The 21,375-nt window shown below is 35.4% G+C and carries 15 protein-coding genes and 1 pseudogene; 11 read left to right on the plus strand and 5 right to left on the minus strand.

The genetic code is table 11. The annotated features are described in order from the left end of the window. Positions 1-44 precede the first annotated feature (44 nt). A complete protein-coding gene (locus Q4503_RS09325; RefSeq protein ID WP_303602089.1) occupies positions 45-1,862 on the plus strand; it encodes a HEPN domain-containing protein in 1,818 nt (605 codons plus the stop codon). Between the two features lie 229 nt (positions 1,863-2,091). Here the strand turns inward: Q4503_RS09325 and Q4503_RS09330 are convergent, their stop codons facing one another. From Q4503_RS09330 to Q4503_RS09350, 5 genes are all read right to left on the minus strand, one after another. Then, the gene (locus tag Q4503_RS09330; RefSeq protein ID WP_303602090.1) at positions 2,092-3,789 is read right to left on the minus strand and encodes a TniQ family protein; all 1,698 of its coding nucleotides are present in this window, start codon (positions 3,787-3,789) and stop codon (positions 2,092-2,094) included. Then, positions 3,782-4,720, minus strand: coding sequence for a TniB family NTP-binding protein (locus Q4503_RS09335; protein WP_303602091.1), 939 nt, complete (start codon positions 4,718-4,720; stop codon positions 3,782-3,784). Before Q4503_RS09335 ends, Q4503_RS09330 begins: the two co-directional genes overlap by 8 nt. 1 nt (position 4,721) lies before the next feature. Further along, positions 4,722-6,311 (minus strand): hypothetical protein, encoded by a 1,590-nt coding sequence (locus tag Q4503_RS09340; RefSeq protein WP_303602092.1) that lies wholly within the window; start codon positions 6,309-6,311, stop codon positions 4,722-4,724. A gap of 6 nt (positions 6,312-6,317) precedes the next feature. Continuing rightward, positions 6,318-6,635, minus strand: a complete 318-nt coding sequence (locus tag Q4503_RS09345; RefSeq protein ID WP_303602093.1) for a hypothetical protein — start codon at positions 6,633-6,635, stop codon at positions 6,318-6,320. Positions 6,636-6,768: 133 nt separating this feature from the next. Then, positions 6,769-7,401, minus strand: coding sequence for a hypothetical protein (locus Q4503_RS09350; RefSeq protein ID WP_303602094.1), 633 nt, complete (start codon positions 7,399-7,401; stop codon positions 6,769-6,771). A gap of 714 nt (positions 7,402-8,115) precedes the next feature. On the opposite strand from Q4503_RS09350, the gene Q4503_RS09355 reads away from it, so the two are divergent. The 10 genes and pseudogenes from Q4503_RS09355 (at position 8,116) to Q4503_RS09400 (ending at position 21,373) form a co-directional block, all read left to right on the plus strand. Then, the gene (locus Q4503_RS09355) at positions 8,116-8,691 is read left to right on the plus strand and encodes a restriction endonuclease subunit S (RefSeq protein WP_303602095.1); all 576 of its coding nucleotides are present in this window, start codon (positions 8,116-8,118) and stop codon (positions 8,689-8,691) included. After that, positions 8,681-10,099, plus strand: coding sequence for an N-6 DNA methylase (locus tag Q4503_RS09360; RefSeq protein WP_303602096.1), 1,419 nt, complete (start codon positions 8,681-8,683; stop codon positions 10,097-10,099). Before Q4503_RS09355 ends, Q4503_RS09360 begins: the two co-directional genes overlap by 11 nt. 331 nt (positions 10,100-10,430) lie before the next feature. Continuing rightward, positions 10,431-11,155: pseudogene (locus Q4503_RS09365) on the plus strand (NYN domain-containing protein). After that, positions 11,155-11,931: a hypothetical protein gene (locus Q4503_RS09370; RefSeq protein WP_303602097.1), complete on the plus strand. Its 777-nt coding sequence runs from the start codon at positions 11,155-11,157 to the stop codon at positions 11,929-11,931. Before Q4503_RS09365 ends, Q4503_RS09370 begins: the two are co-directional and overlap by 1 nt. Positions 11,932-11,944: 13 nt before the next feature. After that, positions 11,945-12,970, plus strand: coding sequence for a DUF4917 family protein (locus Q4503_RS09375; protein WP_303602098.1), 1,026 nt, complete (start codon positions 11,945-11,947; stop codon positions 12,968-12,970). A gap of 60 nt (positions 12,971-13,030) precedes the next feature. Beyond that, positions 13,031-15,559 (plus strand): hypothetical protein, encoded by a 2,529-nt coding sequence (locus tag Q4503_RS09380; protein ID WP_303602099.1) that lies wholly within the window; start codon positions 13,031-13,033, stop codon positions 15,557-15,559. After that, entirely contained in the window at positions 15,560-16,504 is a 945-nt protein-coding gene (locus Q4503_RS09385; protein WP_303602100.1) for a hypothetical protein, read from the plus strand. It begins immediately after the preceding gene. A 555-nt stretch (positions 16,505-17,059) separates the two neighbouring features. Further along, the gene (locus tag Q4503_RS09390) at positions 17,060-18,898 is read left to right on the plus strand and encodes an assimilatory sulfite reductase (NADPH) flavoprotein subunit (RefSeq protein ID WP_303602101.1); all 1,839 of its coding nucleotides are present in this window, start codon (positions 17,060-17,062) and stop codon (positions 18,896-18,898) included. Further along, positions 18,898-20,646: an assimilatory sulfite reductase (NADPH) hemoprotein subunit gene (gene cysI, locus Q4503_RS09395; protein ID WP_303602102.1), complete on the plus strand. Its 1,749-nt coding sequence runs from the start codon at positions 18,898-18,900 to the stop codon at positions 20,644-20,646. The genes Q4503_RS09390 and cysI overlap by 1 nt, the downstream gene beginning before the upstream one ends. After that, positions 20,639-21,373 (plus strand): phosphoadenylyl-sulfate reductase, encoded by a 735-nt coding sequence (locus tag Q4503_RS09400; RefSeq protein ID WP_303602103.1) that lies wholly within the window; start codon positions 20,639-20,641, stop codon positions 21,371-21,373. Before cysI ends, Q4503_RS09400 begins: the two co-directional genes overlap by 8 nt. Positions 21,374-21,375 lie beyond the last annotated feature (2 nt).

Genomic DNA, 21,375 nt, shown 5'->3' on the forward strand with positions numbered 1-21,375 from the left:
TACTTTCTTTTTATTTATTCTCGTTGAGGCGTTAGAAATTATTTATGATTTTTAATCAATATGTTGGTTTTTTAGATGAGTTTTCAGTTAATGTTGAAGTTTTTACTACATCAGGTACTGCTGTTGGTAGTGGAAATCTATCAGTTAAAAAAAATCGTTCTCCTCAAGTTAATTTTGATTTAAATACAGATATATTTAAATATGCAAAACAAAAAGTGTTTATTTGTAAGTCTGAAAAGTATCAGTACCAATTGTTAGAGTGTGACATATTTGATAATACCATTTTTCCAAGTATCTTTATTAGGGGGAAGGAAAAGCGAGCTAAATTTAAGAAAGTTTACCTTCTTCTCCAAGGACTATCACAATGGATGGATAGTAATGGAAGTTTTGAGCTTACTGATAGTGAAATCATTAGAAAAAGAGACACTAGAACTTTTGATGTTGAAATCAATTTGGGCGGTAAAAAGATTTCTTTAAGCAATGAACATTGGTGTGATACTAAGCATGTTAAAGATAATAATTACCAACTTAACCAATACTCACTTCTAAGGATCGAATCTAAGAACTCCTCTTGGTCTATTACTGAATTGATTGCAATAATTAACGATATAAGGACATTCTTTACATTACTACTTGGTCATTCGATTGGTGTCGAGTATGTACTGGATGCAACCGCAAAAAACACAACGCAGTCAGTATATTTTGTAAACGCTACAAGGGATACAAACGAAGCCATCTTGCCTGAAAAGTGTTTCGTTTCTTCATCATTCTTATTTAAAAAAAATAAATGGGAAGGGTTATTACAAGGCTACTTCAGTGGTTGTAATGAGCAATATAAAAATGTTTGGGCTAGAATTTCTGGGATGCTTTCATATGAAGGTTTTTGGGAATATAGAATATTAGCATATATTAGTTTAGTCGACCGATACGTAAGTATCTTCGCAAAAAATGAAGAAAGTTCTCTATCACCAGGGCAGTTTAGGAAACACCGAAGAGTTGCACGTATCTCATTGGAAAATCTGAAATCAGAATGCAAACTAACCAATGAAGATAAGGAAAAATTCAATGCTGTGATAGACAGCATGTGCACACAGGTTAGTGAGAATATTCATAACACTTCTATTTCCTCATTTAATGACAAATTCGATTTGAAGGTGTCCAGAACTAATCTAAATATAATTGAAGTTTTGGGATTTAAAGATGTTGATTTTACACACTTAAAGCAACTTAGAAATTCTGTTGCACACGGTGATGAGCCTAAAATACAAAATGAATCGAATATTACATACGAAGTAACAGTTACAAATAAAGTTGTTTTGTTACTCCGTTATTGGACTTTCATTGATATTGGTTTCACACATTCAGAATTTATTGGTTTTTTAAGAAACTGGATGTATCCAATTACACAGCAAGCACAAATTAATAAAGTTTCGCTTGATGTTGCCGCGGGCAATTACTTATTTCTTAAAACAAATAAAACAAATTTTTTGAAAGCTAAAAAGTATAATTTTAAATGTTTAATTTTAGATTATGTAAAATCAAGTGATACTTTTAGAGTGAATGATAAAGCGACTGAGCATGTAGGTGCTTGGCTCTTTAATCGAGATAAAACAACTCGAACTGTTGAAGAAGAACTTATGGCTTTTGTAGATACTACTAAAGTTAAAAATGTCGCATATTTGGGCATTTCTTATCTTAAATATAAAGATGAGTTAGTTAACCTTTCTTCAGGAGCTTGTATTTTGAATTGCCCTGAATATATATCCTCGCATGGACAAGTAAAAGACCGATTGAGAGTCTTTGATGATTTCAAAAATACATGGCTTCCTTCCGAGTTTGAAAAGCGCATTGGGTTTCTATAGTCCCGAACAATGCAACTTAGTTTCAAGTTAGGAGTGCGACAAAAGTAATAATTCATGAAAAGGCGTTATCGATACAAAACCTAATCCGAAGTATCAATTTTCTTTAAAAGCTAATATTTTCTATGTTACAAACGTTAGTTTCTGACATGGGAGTCGACTGGCGGGTATGAGCTTAAAACAGACTGTCAAAGTTTTAAAACGGAACTTACTAATAGAGGGGCGTTAATGATTAATACTCTTGAGGTACAACAGATGATGAATACAGATATAGTTTTCTACATGATTCGTTGATAGTAATAGCTGGCGAGATACCTTGTTGCTTAAGTGCTCTTTTTTCGTCCCCAACATGACTACCAGAAAAGTAACAGAGACGGTTTATACTAGTATATTTATTAACGATGCTTTCAAATGAATCTGAGTTAACTAGTTGAGCTGTTGAACCGCTTGCCTTCCAAAAGTTATCTATATCGATATAGCCTTGTTCATAAAGGCCAAGAATATTTTCAACTGATGTATGAAAAATAGCAGCTAAATCATCAGTAGTCCTGTTATTTGATTCTTTTAACATTTCGTTATGAAGTGCAGTAAATGCCGTTTCCTCATCTATAAATTGATTCATAAAGCCATTAGCTTGTTTATTGTAATAAAGTGGTATTTCTTTACGTATCACTAGCTCAATAGCTGCATGCTTGGGTAGTGAAAATGCTTTGAATTTTTCGCATGATGTAAATTCATCGAGCGTCATATATTTTGATGATAAGAGATGAAGACTAGACGCTGGCGTAAGAAGCTCCGCTATTCCATTAAGATAGAAAAAGTAACGATGAAGCCTTTCAATGTTATTGCTAGGTTCAAGTGCGCCAAGCTTTACAAGTGTATCAATTGATTCATATGGGATATTTAATAACAGTGCTAGACGTTCACCATCAATTTGCTGTTTAAGGTTTATCTCTTCAATATCAGGTTTTGAGTTGTTTAAACGAGCAGGCGCTACGCCATAATATTCGGCTACTTTTGCGGCTCTATCTATCTCACTTTTCTTTATTTTGTCTATATCATTTGATGGCGTAAATGGCACATCTAAGGTGTTTTTCAAGCTATGGCATGGAAATATATCTTTTAGCACAAAATATGGTTCTAAAACCGCTTTTTCAGAGATACATTGGAACTCTTGTCTAGTTGCGTTAAGCCAATCAATATACTCTTCCCTATAACGCTCAGAGCAAAGAAAGCAGGATACTCTTGTTAATAGCGGTATTACCTCTGAAAGTGGCATTTTCTGTAAATGAAGTGAAGCAAACATATTATCGCCCAATCGATGAATACGATTACTAACAACTAGCACTTTTTCTATCATGAGAGGGTGATGTTCGTTTACCAGTTCAGCTAATTTTATTAGGGGGCTGTTCTTAGGTATTTGGCTGACAGGATAGTCACTGTATAGTGCTTCGCAATGGTGACATCTATCTAAAAATCCACCTTGCCATGTGATTTGCTTTTTGCAATTTGGACACTCATCTATTAGATAACAGCCATGTTTTTCGCAGTGGGTTGTTAAAGTAAAATCCCAATCTGCATTATAATATCCATCTTCTTGTAAGCACGAAGGACATAATCGGCAATGTTGGCTAAACAATCCCTGTAAATACTCGCGCTTACTCTGATAGATATTCCATGCCCAATGTGAATTAAAGTAGCGTTCAAGTTTAGCTGACTCTGTAAATAGAGCAGGCGCTAATTGGTCGATAAGTTCTTTTACAAATTCACCTTCACAAAAGTGATTGTAATTAAACCTAAAGAAATTAAACTTTCTTTTAAATATTCTTATTCCTTTGAAACCATTCAAATCAACAATTCGCAGTAAGTAACCACGAAAGGATTCATTAAAAAATGGTGCAGGGTGGCTATTAATAATAAAATTACCCATTCATATACTCCTTTGTATCCATTATTTCTAAATCCTTTGTAAGCGTCTTTGTCGTAAATGGTTTAATAATGCGACCTTTTTTAGTCACCAATTCTTTTCTTCGTACATAATCGTAAGCTGTTTGATAATCCACTAGGGTTATCTTTTTAGTGCTATCGCGATGAGTAGCAAGTACTTCAGACAGTAAATACTCTAACGCTCTTAGATTTCCACCCGTAGCAAGCATCACGCGATAAGGATTTTCTCCTTCGGATAGGTCAACAGTTTTAAGTGGGAATCTACGCATTAAATCAGTAAGGTATACTCTGAAGTATTCAAGGGCAGAACCGCTTTCACATGACATTAGTTCAAGCTCACCTGCGCATATGAATCTAGTACGTAACTCGTCATAAAGTTCAAATAACTTTTTCCCTTTCGGAGTGCCCAATAGGACCACAGGGACACCCGTGGTATCGATTAAGTTTTTGATGAAATTGCAAGCATTACGGTTAACATCTCTGTCGTACTTCCTGACCAAATGCTGAAATTCATCAAATATAATCAACTGCACGCCACAAGCCTTAAGCTGTTTTTCCAAAAGCACCCTAAGTTTTCTACCAGAATAACCTGACGAATCTACGCCTAGTTTATCCAAAATGTCCTTTCGAACTTCATCAGGCAGAGTACTATCTTTTAACGTTACCATTACGACTGAAATAATATTGGCGTTTGGATCAGGTTCAGTGTTGGTAATAATTTCATTGTAAATTGTCTTACCTAAAGTGCTTTTACCAACACCTGAATCTCCAGTGATGTAACAACACGCAGGTCTTCTTCCAAAACTATCGAAAGCCTTATGAATGTGTTTATATGCTTTGGTAAATGTAGGGTGATAAATTGGCTCTGCCAAGTACTCGTTAATTTCTTTATTTGTTAGTTTTGTTTGATTCATATTAATCCTTATTGGTTTTAGAGAATAAATTTGGTTTTCCCCAACCTTTGCTTGGGTCAGCAGGGGTATCAGAATCTACATAGCTTTTTTCCTGCTCATTATCTTCAGCTTGCTCATTGCCTTCTGAGTCATCAGGAACACTTTCGCTTGGCTCTTCATCAAGAGACTGTTCAGCAATTAACGCTTTCAGGATTTTTGTATCTTCTGCAATGACGTCATCAAGTGCTTTAGAGTCCTTTGCACGTTGACGTTTTTTATCCTGCTTAAAACGAATTATTTTACGTTTGCGTTTTTCCGCAGCTTCGATTATTTCTTCATTGGTCATTGCTGCCAAAATTTCAATACGCTGTAAAGACGCTAGTTCGGCATAAAATTCGCCATCACCTACATAATGAATTTCTGTATCTTCATCATCCTTAACACGAGGAACAATCAATACTTCATCTCTAATAGGGTTAACAACACGGATATTATCTGGGAAAAAATCTGAGCGATGATAGACAACTTCATCAGTCTTATTTATCTTTAAGAGTACGCGTCTAAGTTTTTGTAGTTTGTCAGAATTAAACGTATGAGGCGTCCCTCTTACATGAAATTCAATCCCAACAGCTTTACGAATTTTCTTTGTGTCACGCATGCCCATATAGTTAATAAGCTCACCTGGATTATTTGGCATGCGAGGAGGAAACAAGCCTGCTTCATGGACCCACTGTTCATCTCGGTAAAAGCCTCTACGTTTATCAAAACCATGATTGAAGTCATCACAGATAAAACGATTAAAAAGTACCTCATGCTCAAGTGTTGTTAGTACGGCAAATGTTGAATAATGTTTCGGGTCGATATAGTCTTTTTGTTTATCGTCATAGCTGCCTGGCAGTAGCCAAGTAAACGCTCTTTTAATACTGTAATTCCCTGTTTCAACGAATGCTTTACCTTTCGCATCTTGTGTTTTAGCAAGACCAGAACAGGTATTTGAAAACGCGATATAATCTGCACATGCGTTAGCGGTAAAAGCTAGGCCGCCATCGTGGAAAATTTGATAGGGTTTTAAATATTGTCTAAATAAATTTTTAGTTCCGTACATTATTTGGAAATCTGGCTTTGGGAAAAACATGCGTTTATAAAGCTCAATCACATTGCTACTGTTCTCACTTTTATTTTTGTAATCAGTTACTGTCGATACGTAGCAACCTGTATGACATTCCATAGCTAGATAATGAATGGGTCTTACGCCAGTTGGTTTAAATGTTATCGGGTCAAGTAAAGCAATTGGTTCGTGATAACCATCAACTTCAACACGACTAGTAAAACCGTCACCAGAAAATTTTTGGTTTTTCGATAACTTTGTATGCTTAGCCGCTACTCTGCCTTGCTGCGCGGCAACCACCTCATCAGGGTCTATGTATTTATCTTTATATACGTAAAAGGTCTTCTCGCTGATGGGGTCAAATCCTAACTCTAGTTTGAGAAATGCAGGCAAAAAATGTTTGTTATAAATATGCTTATAATTCGGTCTACCGCGTTTAAGGATTTGAGGCTTCGCATAATCTTCAAAAACTGCACGATTTGCTTGTGTTTTGTTTGAATACATTGTGATTTACTCCGCACGTACATTTGAACGATGGTCCATAAGTGATATGGATTGACAATCACTTGCTCGATACTTGGTCAACCATCTGCGCACCGTTGACTCACCAGGGGTTTCTTTCTCAGGAATATCAAGCTCTGCTGCAAGTAAAATAATTTCGTCTTGAGCATTATCTACTGTGACACCTTCACGCAGTATGCATTCGATGAACTGCATACGTGTATTAATCACTCTTTGTTGGCGTAAGCTTAAATCTGAAAGATACACATGATTCTCAGCTTCCAATTCAGGAATAACTGCATTTTCAGATGTAACGTTTCCACTCATATATGCCCTTTCTAATTCAGGTATCGTTTTTATAATTGATTCTTTAGTTCCTTTGGGGCGGAGTACTATAATATTTTCATCTACGTAGGAAATTCGCCACGTTTGAGCTTCCCAAATAATATTTTCGTTAACTTTAAACTGCATGATTTTGACTCCATAAAATTGAATTATTACAGATGTATTTTTCTAAATTGGTTTGAATAATCTTGTGTGCGAGGCAGTACCATACTGGTCGCATACCAATTCCTTCATCCTCAAGAATATTTCGTAGTTTTTTAAGTGTTATTTGAGTATGACTTTCGACCTGGGTGATTATCGTTTCTATGGTCGAATCATCAGGTCGCGGCATCGATAGGTATATGTAGAGTTTTTTTAAATTGGGAATAAGGTAACCGGAACGAACTTGGTCTTCTGTTACCACCGAAAGCTTACTATCAGCATCGGCATACTCTTTCTCTAACTCTTCAAACTTTTTGATGTTTTTAGGTTTTTCCATCGACTTTTTATCTTTGTTATCGATGTAACAACCACCATCTTCTTTAATGATGAAACTGTCTGCGGTATATCTACGCTCTTGAGATTCACTGTTTATAGAGTCAATGCTGGTTTTGATCGCTAGAACACTTGGGTCAAAGAAGCATTTGAGCACGAAGTCATGTTCAATAAGCGCTTCTACTCGGTGCGCCTCACCTGTTTTTGGGTCTGGCAATACAAACGTTTCATAAATCCAATTAGTTTTATTTTCTTTTTTTGCTTTGTAGCTCAAAGGTAAGCCAGCTTTTTTCTGATTAAATTTGTCCATATTCTTATCCTTTTAAGTGATTTTTGAGCGCAAGAGTCTGTAATAGCGATTAAAGCGCTAAATACTTCTTTCTTTTGGGGGAACTTGCTAAATATTGCGTGCAGAAACCTAAGGAATAAAGAATAGCTTTATCTAAAGTTCTCTTTAAAAGGCAACAGGAGTATCAGTCGCTGTTACGCACGCGGCTTAGCTAGAAGGTAAACCTTGTCGGCAGCTCTGTATTATCGATAAAAGATGATATTTTCGGTGACAAAAAACCGTGAATATCCGATGGCATTATGTGCCAGCAACAAGGATTCACAGATTTTGTAGCATTGAAGAAACTCAATGTGAGTTTATTGTGACATTTTATTGATACCAGCGAATTTCCCAGGGGGGTAGGTGCAATTGATGGCTTTTGGTGTGAGTTAAGGCACTCAATATCTCTATTGCTGCCTGAAACGAATGTTTTTTTCGTTTTAACGGCATTGTTGTGTTTAATATGAAAACAACTGCTTAATAATGTTTCATTGATGCAATGATGTGTAAATAACAAATAATTAACCTCCAATCTTCTCAGCTCATTCTGTAAGATTAAAAGAAGTATATACACACTTATTAAATTCTGCAATAAATAAATCACACTTTTATCATTCTGTGATATGGTGGTTATCACTCAAAATTAGTTGAAATCTAGCTATGACGCTTAGTTCACATGTAAAAATATCATCAGGAAGAAGTTTTCGTGGTGCGATAAAATCGACACCTAACGGACCTCATCATGTTATTCAGCTACGAGATATCGAAAGTGATGGTGATGAATATTGCATTAAAACGGATGATTTAATCAAAACGGAAATCAAAACTAATCGAAAGATCCCTTTTCTGAGCAATGGTGATATTTTAGTGTCTTCGAAAGGTTCTACATTAAGAGCATACATACTTAAAAATATCCCTGAAAGCACGGTATGTACTCAGCATTTTTTTTTATTAACACCAGATAAAGCAATCCTGCCTGAATTTATCATTGCTATTATTAACCTCCCGACTAGTCAACGTTATATCCATCAACATAGTTCTGGTAGTTACCAAAAAATGTTAACGCTGACGACACTCTCAAAAATGCCATTTCCTGAGATGTCGTTAGCAGAGCAGCAACAATTTATTGAGCTGTGTAATAAGACAAAAGAAGAGAAACTCATCATGATGCGAATGATTGAAAACAGAGAAAAACAACTGGCTAGTTTAGTAAGTGAGTATACCCATGATGACTGATAAAGATCTGATAACCTGTGTTAATAGGCTTATACAGAACTATAAAAGTAATAGTCTAAAATTAACTGACAATTATGTAGAGCAACGTGACTTTTATTTATTTCTCCTGTTTTGGTATTTGCACGAAGCGAATCAAAAAATAGCTTATGGACAACAACTGAATTCCTCAAGTTACGATGAATTCTGTGCTCTCTTAAAATCAGTGAAAAATAAGTATCCTGCGACTCACTCATTATACCAAGCGGTTGATACTGTAATGCTAAAGGTGGCTACTTTTCGAAAAGATGATTTTCCAAAATTCATCGCTGAAAGTAACAGAGGATTTACCAAGTCATTTAGCGGTATAAGTAGCGATTCATTTGATGTGCAAACGTCAATGTCGCTATATCAAAGCTTATTAGGTCGTTTAGAATCGATGAACCCTATTGACCATTTTATGGTTGAAGAAGACGATTACCAAGAGATACCACAAGACTTTATCGAGCTTATCACTCGACTCGATACAGCTAAGGAACGAAGTATTAAAACAGCTTATTTTCCGTTTGAAACGGTAGGTGAGCAATGTGTTTACTTCGCAAAGCGAAATCCTAATTGTCATCTACGAATTGAATGCCTGTTAATTAGCCCTCACCTTATGCGTATGCTTGCATTAGTTGGCGCAAATAGCGTGGAAATTACTTTTTCAAATTCACTTGCGGTTGACGCAAATGTTAAAGCCAATACATTTGACCTCGCCTATACATTATTGCAACCCCAAAATGTTAATGAAAAAGAGAAAGTTGAGGGGGGGAAAGAAAAGAAATATATTCCCATAAAAGGTGGCTTCGACCCTAAGCGATTGAACCCAGATAGTGTACCTGCTAGATATAAAGAGAACGGTTATCTTCAACATACACAATGGACGTTGAGTAAACATGGCGTAGCATACATGATCATGGGGAAAGGCTTCTTATTTAGAGATATCGAAGCCCAAGCAAGAGAAATACTTATTAAGAAAAATGCTATAGATAGTATTATACAATTACCGCCTAATTTAATGAGCTTTTGTCCATTACCTTTAGTATTAATTATTCTCAGAAAAACAAAGCCGACCAAAGATATTTTCTATTTGGATGCTACAGAAGGTTTTACTGCTGATGCTAGTCGGAATAGATTTTCTGGTTTTGAAAAAATAGTCAAGATGGTTACAAAAAGAGAAGTAATTCTTGGTGTTAGTGCTTTAGTTTCTCCTGACAAAATTAAAGAAAACAAGTACTCACTTAACCCGCAGAATTATTTAGTTGAACTAGATAATGTAAAGGAAAGTAGTGAACAGCTTGATGCTGAACGCCAAGAGTTAACTGAATTGTTGATGAAGAAAAAAAACAGTATCGATAATTTATTTAAACATCTCAGCAAAAAAATCTGAGTTATTGTTTCCCAAGTTATTCTGTTATTTGCTCAAAGTAATAGATACGAGCAAGGTCAGAATCACCATGGTTGTTCAAAACATATCGCAACTCATCTAGCGTGATATCTTGCGGCATCAGATCATGGGTGCTCTTTTGACAATTGAAGTTGGGCCGTTGGCCTTCTGTTTTTTAATAGTGAGTTACTGTGAAGGCTTTATTAATAAGCCTAGTAAATATATTTTAAAACAACAAACATCATTCTATTCTCATCAAAATTATTGCTATTTCATGAGAATATGAGATAAATGTACAACTAAATGTATTCGATGACGTATAAGGAAACACGTTTTGAAGGATAAGGAAAAAATTGCGTTGTTTATTGATGCTGATAACGCCCCTGCCGCCAAAATAGATATCATACTTTCTGAGCTTGCTCGCTATGGTGTTATTAATATTCGTAAAGCATATGGGAATTGGAAAAACCCATGTATCAAGTCTTGGGAAGATGTCCTTCACGAATACGCCATTCAATCTATTCAACAATTTGATTTGGCCAAAGGCAAAAATGCCACTGATATTGCGCTTGTTATTGATGCAATGGATATTCTCTATACAAAAGATGTTGATACGATTTTTCTTGCCTCATCTGATTGTGACTTAACACCTTTGGTAACACGCGCATTAGCTGACGAGAAATTTGTTATTGGGTTTGGTGAACGTAAAGCGTCTATGGCATTTGTTAATAGTTGTTCCAAATTTCTTTATCTAGATGATATTGAAACAGAAGAGAAAACAGTTCAAAAACGCAAGCCAAGTATTAAAAGTGACACAAAGCTAATGAACATGCTTCGCCAAGCTATTGAGGCTTCCGAAGATGATGATGGTTGGGCAAATTTAAGCTCTATTGGTAATCATATCTCAAATCATAAATCTTCTGACCAACGATATTATGGGTTTAAAAAATCAGCGATATATTCGCTGCTATAGATTTATTTGAAATGAAGCAAACTCATGGCTCGGCAACATGGGTAAGAGATAAGAAAAAGGTAAAACAAAAAGGAGTTAGTCGATAATGATATTTGGAATTGATGTGAAAGTTATTGCGTCTTTAATAGCGTTATTTGGCGTTCTGCTAGCTTCAGCTTTAAGTGCAGGGGCTTATTTCTATAAGGTAAGAGCTGAGGCAAAAAAAAGTGCTAGAAAATCACTCTATTACTTATTAGAAATTCGATACTTTATTCTAACTTCATTATTTAATCCTGAGCGGGAAACTGAACTTTACCTTGAGCACTATTGTAAACACTTTACAGAGAAAGGTATAAAGTTATCAAAAGATGACTTTGACGAAGGATTAGTTGATTTAATTCAGGGACATTTTGAAAACATCGTTTCGACAATAAAAACTAAGGCAGAAGTTGATCTAGTAAAACCATATGAAGAATCACTCTTAGAGCTTGCAGGCGTAAACCCTGTTTTATCATATAGCCTAAAGGGTAAAGAAACTTTAGCAAAATTAATTAGTCAAGCAAACCAATATAGTGAGTCTGTTCCAAATAAAATAGAGTTACCAGAAGGCATGGAGTGGATGAATGATCTTGTTATTGAAATATCCAATGACATGTCGGACAAGGCGATTGAGGATTCAATCTCTCAATTAGAAGAAGATATTATAGCTCTTGCTCAAACTTGTGGATCTAAAACACATAAAAACACTAAAATTGTATTAGAAAACCGTCCAAGCCTAAATAATAAAGATATGTTTATTGAACTTGATTCTTATATGGGGCAAGTGATTGAAAAAATGATGTCTGCGTATAGAAATCAACTCCCTGAAAATCAGGCTTTATGAGGATAAAACCATTATGGCATTGCAATCTTATGAAAGTGTAATTGAATACCTTCATAAAAAGAAACGTCAAAAACACTTGTTATTAGGTAATGGTTTTAGCATGTCCTATGATCCTGAAATTTTCTCATATAATGCACTTAATCGCTTCATTGAAGAATTAAAAAACCCACTTATTACTAAGTTATTTAATATAATTAATACCAAAAATTTTGAGTTAGTTATGCAGTCATTGGATAACTTTTGCGAACTAGCCAATGCATTTAGCTCAGATCAAGAATTCATCGTACAAATAGAAGAAGCTAGTAATAGTTTAAAGCACAGTTTAATTGATGCAGTGAAAGCTTTGCACCCAGAGCATGTCTTTAAAATTTCAGATGATAAAAGTCAACAATGCGCATTATTGCTAAAAGAGTACCTCACAGAAGGGGGAAATATTTTTACAACAAACTACGATATTTTACTCTATTGGGTGCTTATGCGAAATAAAGTCCCCAATGCTATTGATGGATTTGGGCGTGAAGTAGATCAGCTATCATATAATGTGGAAGAAATTGAATGGTCCGAATTGATATGGGGCCCAAATAAATCAAGACAAAATGTCCATTATGTTCATGGTGCGTTGCCGTTGTTTGATGCGGGACCTCGTGTAATTAAAGAAGAATATAATGGAAATTATATTCTTGAAAATATAAATAAGCGGGTTGTAAATAAACAATACCCGATATTTGTTACTGCTGGAAATGCAGAAGAAAAGTTATCACATATTTTACATAACCAATATTTAACTCACTGTTACGACAAGCTTACAAATATTACAGGTTCTTTGGTGACATTTGGCTTTAATTTTGGCGAATATGATGATCACATAATAGAAGCAATCAACTTAGCTAGCTCCTTTAATAGTGAACGTAATGGTAAGCTATTTAGTATTTATATCGGTGTATATAACTATAATGATGAGAAGCACATCAATAAAATAAAGCATAAATTTAAGTGTAAAGTTAATTTGTTTGATGCAAAAACAGTGAAGTTTTGGTGATCATAAATACCTAATAATGTATAGCTTTAGGTAACTTTCAATTTAGGAGTAAACGCCCCTTTGATAAACAAACAATCTCTCTCCCAGTATAAAGTTTATTGGAAAGCTAAATCGATTATTAAATATTTCATCTTTAATATAAAACTATTTAAGTATTCTGTAGCTAATTATCTTCGATCTAAACTTGAGTTGTTTAATTCGCTAAGCAGATTATTTCAATCAGTATTAAGCTATTTTTTACCGCCAATGTTAGTAGCATTTACTCTTCAATATTTTCAGCCAGCAGCACAAGAGTTACATTCTAAAATTGGAGGGCATTTATTAAATGTCAGTGAATATGGAACTTTCTTAGCTACTATTACTAGTATCTGCGGTATATTTATTGGTCTGTACTATGCAGCAATTACTTCTATTAGTGGTGCGATATACGCCAGAGTTCCTCAAAATATAAGAAATTTACTGTTAAGAGAGAAAATGGGAAATGCGTATATGCGCTTTCTAGCAATGTTTACTTTTTTAGGAATTATTCTCTTAGCCTTATATATCATGGGTGGAAAACCAAACCCATTTACACCTTCAATTATAGCTATTTTTAGTGGGTTAGCTGTTTATTCTTTTATATATATAGGAATGAAAGCTTTTACGTTATTTGATCCTACTTCTTTAGCAACAGATGTTGTTTTACAATTAAAAAAATCGTTAATTAACGCTGTTGCTGGTGCTACCTATTGGGACTCTCCTGAGTTTCAAAATCATGAACGTATTAAGGCAGAAAACTATATTGACACGTTAGAGGTTTTGGCTGATATTGCTGAAAAAGAACGCCATCTAAGTGGGCAAGTGTTAGTAGAATTTTGTGAAAAATTAATATGGTTCTTACAATGGAACGAACTAGAAAAATCTAAAATACCAAGTGACAGTCACTGGTTCGAATCAAAACTCAAACACCCAAACTGGTATCAAACAAGCGATAGTGAAACGAGTATGATGAACCTGGCAGGGGCGAGTTTGTCGGCTAAAGTGATTAAAGATCATGATTGGATTGAAAATCGACTTTTAGATATTATTTTAAACAGTTTAAAACTAAACCTAAAAGAAAATCGTTTTGTGTTAGTACAAAAGTTGTATGACTTACTCAACAAGTATGTAGCAACATGTGCGTACAATGGAAGAATATCTTATGCACTTGAGCTGATTAATAAAACCTCAGCAATTAGCGAAGAACAAGTTATAGGAACTCTTGCCCACACCAAAAATAAACAATCATTAGAGTTAATTGCTGTATGTGATGCAGTAGCTATGCTACCTATCACTGCTTTGTTATCTTTTTCTCGATCAATTGAAACAAAGAATAGTGATTCAAATCACTTCGAACTATTCAATAAATTTAATTGGAAGTTATCTAAAGATATTTATCATCTAGGTTTTTCACCCAAAACTGTAGAGAATTTAGAATGGCTTCAAAAACGAATTAAATTTGAAATTGAAGTTGAGAAAAAACTCATCACTCCAGATTGGTATATCAACAACATTGTTTTCAAGTCTGAAGCTGAAAGTTTTTGTCGATGTGTAACCGTTCTGTTTGAAGATATTACCAAATTGTATGCTGGCTGGAGCGCTAAACTTTCATCTACTGATAGATACTGGTTGGCAGCATCTTGCGTCACGCGAGAAAAAGAATTTATATTCAAGTTAAATAAGCATTTGAGTATTTTTGAAACATATTGGAACTCTATAATAAAGTACAAAAAACATGACGAGTATTGGCCTGAATTTAAACTAGATACATTAATCTTATCTCAAGAAAAGCGAATTGAGAAAATAGACATCATGTCAGGAGATATTGCTTCTTCGTTGATAAGTGAAGAAAAGCCTGATGACTATCCAGACTTCGCAGGACAATTTTTACACTCATTAAGTGAGGCTGTCTTTAAGGCTAGTTTAGATAACAACAATGAAAAACTCTTAACTCTTTTTCATCTTTGTTTCACCACAACTTTTGCTCAGGCACAAAAGTTAATGCCATTAGATGTAAAAGAAGAATGGGTCAGGGAAAACCTTACCAAAGTAGCATTTACACCAATTATAGATTTAATCGACTTATCAGGCTATTGCATATTAATGTCGGAATATTATGGCAACACCGAAATACGCAGGATAGTTGATGTATATTGGAATGGTTATTTTGGTAAGGTTGGAAGTTTAAAAAGTGCTCAAGTAGAAATTATTTTCGCAACCATAGCTACGTTTGATCAAGCTTATGAAATACCACACCGAAACCAATATAGGTCCCGTTGGGAAAGAATAATAAATAATAAACTTAATCAAAATGTAGAATGCAAATCAGTAATAGGAAATCACCGATTTAACGAAGATATAATTAGGTTACATGATAGTCCTCTGGTACGTATCTTCTCTGAAGATAAAATAGCTTTAAGGCATAATGGAATTGATGTTTTTTATACCTATATATTAAAGCCAATGTTATCAGAAGCACAGTGTAATCTGATTAATAGAAGAAGAAATCTAGCAGATGAACTACAGCGCGAAATAGAATTCTATGCCAAATATAATGAAGGGAAAGAGTAAATGTTAAGCAACCCTTTTAAGTATTCAGAAAAACCACAATTTTGTCGTTTTTTCAGGAGTTTGAGTGAATCAAAACGTCAAAAAATCTATAGAAATACTAGTGTTCATATTTTTGTCGAAGAAATTCATCTTGGCATTATGCCAATCGGTGGGAGATCTCGTAGTCACCCAGACTTCTCAATTAATATTACAGGTGATGTAAAAAATAAAGAGAAGGCAAAAGAGTTACTGAACTCTTTAGCTTCTAATAACCGATTATCTACTAATGAATTGGTGTGTGATGCAGTAGATAATATAGTAAAAAGTATGCTTTATAGCGGGAAGGCATATTATGAAATTACTCAAGATACACCTGACTTCCTTAAACTCGATAACTTTACTTCGGATAAGCTAGTAAACATTTTTGGGCTATATTTCCAGTTTGTTCCTGAAAAAGATAGAAAAATGTGGAAAAAGAAACTTGTAGTTAAAGTATCAAATTCAATATGGAAAATTGAAATACCAAAAGAATTAGGAGGAAGTTCTGGTTATAGAAAACTAATTCATAGTTTGGGAAATAATACAGAAATGTATCCAAAGTGCTATGATATTGAGAAAATAGTGACTCAATCTAGTGACTTCAACTTCAATGAATATATAAATCAAACTAAAGTCTATCAGTATCGGCTTCTTGAACTTTGGGGTGGAAATTTACGTCATACATCTACTGAATATGCCAATGAGTATTATCTTATTCATAGAATTGTTAGGTTCAATCGTGCTCAAGCAATATTAAGAGAACATGTGATCAATCAATTAAATATTCTATTAAATAGAAAAAAAATAAAGTCTATAATAGAAGTAAAAGGTCTCCCTACAGTTCAATCTATAGATGAACAGCTCAAAAAATTAGAAGAAGGAGAGGCTAAATTTGTTGAAATAATCAATACTACAAGAGTTTCTTGAATAAAGTATCACAACGTTTTTACCTAAAACGTCATACTTATCTTTATTGGTATGTTGTAATCAAAATCAAAAGGCGTTAAGAAAACTCATTCATTGATTAATAATCTCAAACATTATGCGTAGTCACAGAACTACACATATCAATTCATAAATATAATGTTAATATTATTAGAGTATACACTTTGCTTATCTAGATAAATTACTCAAAAGGGCTGCAACAGACCTTTCAGTTCAGAAGTACTTTTTACATTTAATAATCCGTATTTACTTAAATCAGCCAAATGGTATGAATTTAACTTAACTATTACGACAAAGAATCTAGACGTCTTCCGCATTCATCACTATAATTGAGAATTCAGCTATAGATGAAAATTTAGCCATAAATGAGAATATCGAGAATATTCTCATTCCCGATAAGATTAACTAGTTTCAGGTTCTATTAACTTTTACTATTCCTATATTCTTTTTTGGAATAATAAACGTCTATCTATTCTTTTTGGTTTTATTTGTTTTTGTCTATCATTTACTCATATATTGTTATGGGTGAATATTCTTATGCCACAAGAGCAGCAAAATTCAAATACAGTATCAAGTTCACTTGATGCTAATCAACTTGTTTTACTACAACAAGCTACATCTGGTTATTCGTCATTACAACTTGCTTGGGCAAGTGGTTATTTAGCTGCAAAAAGTGAGCAAGGTGCAAACGCACAGATTTCACCGGTAGCGCCATTGGCTGCTGTTGCCGCGAAAACCTTAACTATTTTATATGCTTCACAAACTGGTAATGCTAAAGGTGTGGCGAGTAAACTTGCCGCTAGCGCTAAAGCAGCCGGCATTTCTGTGGTATTAAAAAATACTGCTGACTATAAAGCTAAGTCATCATTAAAAAATGAAACTCACCTATTAATTGTTGCCAGTACGAATGGTGAAGGTGAAGCACCTGACGACGCTATTGAATTCCATGAATTTTTATTAGGTAAAAAAGCACCTAAATTACCTAACTTAAGCTATAGCGTATTAGCGTTAGGTGATAGCAGTTACGAATTTTTCTGTCAAACAGGTAAAGATTTCGACGAACGTTTACAGGCTCTCGGTGCTAAGCAACTTGCTCCTCGTGTCGATTGTGATGTTGATTACGATAGTGATTGTGAAGCTTGGACTTCAAGCATTATTGAATCATTAAAAGACGAGCTTACTCAACCAGCTACAACGACTACTGCAAGTCTTGGTGGCTTTGATAACTTGCCAACAGCGGGGGCTGCAAGTCAATACTCTAAACAAAACCCATTAGCGGCAGAGTTTTCATTAAGTCAAAAAATTACTGGCCGCGACTCAGCTAAAGATGTCCGTCACATAGAAATTGACTTAGGCGAATCTGGCTTAACTTATCAAGTAGGTGATGCGTTAGGTGTATGGTTTGAAAATGATGAAGCACTTGTTGATAACTTATTGAGTGAACTTAGTTTCTCAGGCGATGAGAAAGTGTCGCTAAAAGTATCAGGTGAAGTACAAGAGTTTACCTTAAAGAATGTCTTAATCAGTCAATTAGAAATTACACAAACAGCGCCTGCGTTTATTGAATTTTGGGCTCTACAGTCTAAAGACGCTAAGTTAACAGAAGTTGCAAGCGATAAAAATTCAGCGCGTGAATTTGCCGGCGAACATCAAATTATTGATGTAGTGAAAATAGCTAAGGCGGATGTTGATGCACAAACCTTTGTTGATGCATTACGTAAAATTACGCCACGTTTATATTCTATCGCCTCAGCACAAGCTGAAGTTGAAGCAGAAGTTCATTTAACTGTTGGTGTGGTTAATTTTGATGCTAATGGTGAAAGTCGTACTGGTGGTGCTTCAGGCTTCTTAGCAAACCGTTTAGAAGAAGGCCAAAAAGTACGTGTTTTTGTTGAGCATAATGACAACTTCCGTTTACCAGAGTCTGATGACACGCCAGTAATTATGATTGGCCCAGGTACAGGTGTCGCACCATTTAGAGCTTTCATGCAGGCGCGTGAAGCGCGTGATGCTACGGGCGATAACTGGATGTTCTTTGGTGATCAAACATTCACACAAGACTTCTTATATCAAGTTGAATGGCAGAACTATTTAAAATCTGGCTTACTTACACGTATGGATGTTGCTTTTTCTCGTGACCAAGCAGAAAAAATCTACGTACAAGATAGATTAAAAGAACAAGCTAGCGATGTTTTTGCTTGGTTAGAGCGTGGTGCACATTTATATATTTGTGGCGATGCTAACCGTATGGCGAAAGATGTTCATCAAACCTTGATAGAAATTATTGCAGAGCATGGCAAATTAAGCACAGAACAAGCCGAAGATTACTTAAAATCACTTAGATCTAATAAGCGTTACCAGAAGGATGTTTACTAATGAGCAACGATTTCACAAAAGTTGAAAACCCTGTACTAATTGTTGAAGGTAAGCAGGCTGATAACGAACGCTTAAAAGCGGAAAGCGATTACCTTAGAGGTACAATTGTAGAAGATCTACAAGATAGAATTACTGGTGGTTTTACTAGCGATAACTTCCAGTTGATACGTACTCATGGAATGTATCAACAAGACGACCGTGATATTCGTGCTGAGCGTCAGAAACAAAAGTTAGAGCCATTACATAATGTTATGCTTCGTGCGCGTTTACCTGGCGGTATTATCAAGCCAAGCCAATGGTTAGCGATTGATAAATTTGCTGATGACTACACTTCATACGGCAGTATTCGTTTAACTACACGTCAAACGTTTCAGTTTCACGGAGTATTAAAGCCAAACATTAAGTTAATGCATCAAACATTAAATAGTGTCGGTTTAGATTCAATTGCAACGGCTGGTGATGTTAACCGTAACGTGCTTTGTACATCTAACCCGGTTGAGTCTTCATTACACCAAGAAGCGTATGAATGGGCAACAAAGATCAGTGAACATTTGTTACCAAAAACGCGTGCTTATGCTGAAATTTGGTTGGATGAAGAGCGTGTTGAAACTACTGAAGATGAAGAAATAGAGCCTATTTTAGGTAGTAATTATTTACCACGTAAATTTAAAACAACGGTTGTTATTCCACCAAATAACGATATTGATGTTCATGCCAATGATTTGAATTTTGTCGCTATTAGTGAAAATGGTGAGTTGATTGGTTTCAACGTACTTGTTGGTGGTGGCTTAGCCATGACTCATGGTGATAATGCGACTTATCCACGTTGTGCTGATGATTTTGGTTTTATCCCAAAAGAGCACACGTTAGCGATTGCGGCTGCTGTTGTGACTACGCAACGTGACTGGGGTAACCGTGTTAACCGCAAAAATGCTAAAACTAAATACACGTTAGATCGTGTTGGTGTTGATACATTTAAAGCTGAAGTTGAACGAAGAGCGGGTGTTAAGTTCTCAGATTCACGTTCATATGAATTTACTCACCGTGGTGATAACTTTGGCTGGGTTGAAGGCATTGATGGTAAACATCATTTAACCTTATTTATTGAGAATGGACGTATTCTTGATTTTGAAGGTACGAATGTTAAAGCATTAAAAACAGGTATGCGTGAAATAGCACAAATACATAAAGGTGATTTCCGTTTAACTGCAAACCAAAACCTTATTGTTGCCGGTGTAGATGCAGCGGATAAAGCAATTATTGAACAGTTAGCACGTGATCATGGCCTAATTAATGATGGTGTTTCTAAGCAACGTAAAAGCTCTATGGCATGTGTTGCCTTTCCAACGTGTCCATTAGCGATGGCTGAAGCAGAGCGTTATTTACCTGGTTTAGTAGATGATGTGGAAAAAATTCTGACTAAAAATGGTTTGCAAGACGATAGCATTATTTTACGTGTTACGGGTTGTCCAAATGGCTGTGGACGAGCGATGCTTGCTGAAATTGGTCTTGTTGGTAAAGGTCCAGGTAAATACAACATGTATTTAGGCAGTGATTTAGCAGGTTCTCGTGTACCTAAGCTTTATAAAGAGAACGTTGATGAAGCCGGTGTATTAAGTGAAATCGATGGCCTCAGTGCTCGTTGGGCTGCAGAGCGTAACGAAGGTGAAGCTTTTGGTGACTTCGTTATTCGTGCCGGAATTGTTGAGCAAGTAATCGTTAGTTTTAGAGATTTTCATCATGCTTAAAACAGCACTAGCCACCGAACTTGAGTTTCCTGATCCAGCATTAGCTCAGTGGAACATTGCACTTGAAAAACAAACAGCGCAAGAACGTGCTGAATGGGCAATGCAAAACTTGCCAGGTGCATTTGTGTTATCATCAAGCTTTGGTATTCAATCGGCAGTTATGTTGCATTTATTAACGCAGGTGGATAGCAATATTCCTGTATTAATAACTGATACAGGACATTTATTTCCAGAAACGTATCAATTTATTGAGCAGTTAACTGAGCGCTTAAACTTAAACTTGAAAGTGTATCAAGCGAAAGAAAGTGCTGCGTGGCAAATGGCTAAATATGGCGAAGAATGGGCATCGACGGATGCAGCGTTGAAAGCTTATAATCGTCGTAATAAAGTTGAACCACTAGAGCGTGGTTTAACTGAGCTAAATGCACAAACGTGGTTTTCAGGTGTTCGACGTCAACAATCAGAACATCGTCAAGGTTTAGGTGTTGTCGGTACATTACGTGGTCGTTATAAAGTGCATCCAATCATTGATTGGAGCAATAAAGACGTTCATCAGTACTTAACTAAGTATAACTTACCGTATCATCCATTATGGGATCAAGGTTATGTGTCGGTAGGTGATGTCCATAGTACAAGACCATTAACCTTAGGTATGACTGAAGAAGAGACACGCTTTGGTGGTGGACAACGTGAATGTGGTTTACATACCGACGGTGACGGAATTTAAGT

This window comes from Colwellia sp. 6_MG-2023, from assembly GCF_030547765.1.
In the GTDB taxonomy this organism is placed as follows: Bacteria; Pseudomonadota; Gammaproteobacteria; order Enterobacterales; family Alteromonadaceae; genus Colwellia.